The following is a 276-nucleotide window of genomic DNA, read 5'->3' as shown; positions in this document are numbered from 1 at the left end:
GCCGGTACGGCCCAGCACCTCCGGCAGCACGAGTGCGCCGAGGATGCCGATGATGACCACGACAACCATGATTTCAACAAGGGTGAAACCGCGTGCGACACGGCGGCCAACTGCACGGTGCGATACGTTATGCATAGTCAATCTTGAGAGGTGGATCGGAACAATCGACTTAGTATAAGGCCGATTTTTGACAGTGACCACTTGCCATGGGTGCGCCATTGTATTGCAGAGCTGGCAAGAGCGCAGCTCAAGCGTGTGCGTCGCGTTGCGCGCAGA

Annotated in this window: 1 protein-coding gene; it reads right to left on the bottom strand. The window is 57.2% G+C overall.

Going from position 1 to position 276, the window contains the following annotated elements; translation table 11 throughout:
• Positions 1-135 (bottom strand): prepilin-type N-terminal cleavage/methylation domain-containing protein (locus KVT32_RS29940; protein ID WP_217619412.1); only part of this gene is annotated, 135 nt, incomplete at its 3' end.
• Positions 136-276: the final 141 nt, after the last annotated feature.

It is taken from the genome of Achromobacter sp. GbtcB20 (assembly GCF_019091095.1).
Lineage (GTDB): Bacteria > Pseudomonadota > Gammaproteobacteria > Burkholderiales > Burkholderiaceae_B > Achromobacter > Achromobacter mucicolens.
The sequence above is the reverse complement of the archived record's forward strand: the minus strand, read 5'-3'. Positions and strand labels throughout refer to the sequence as shown.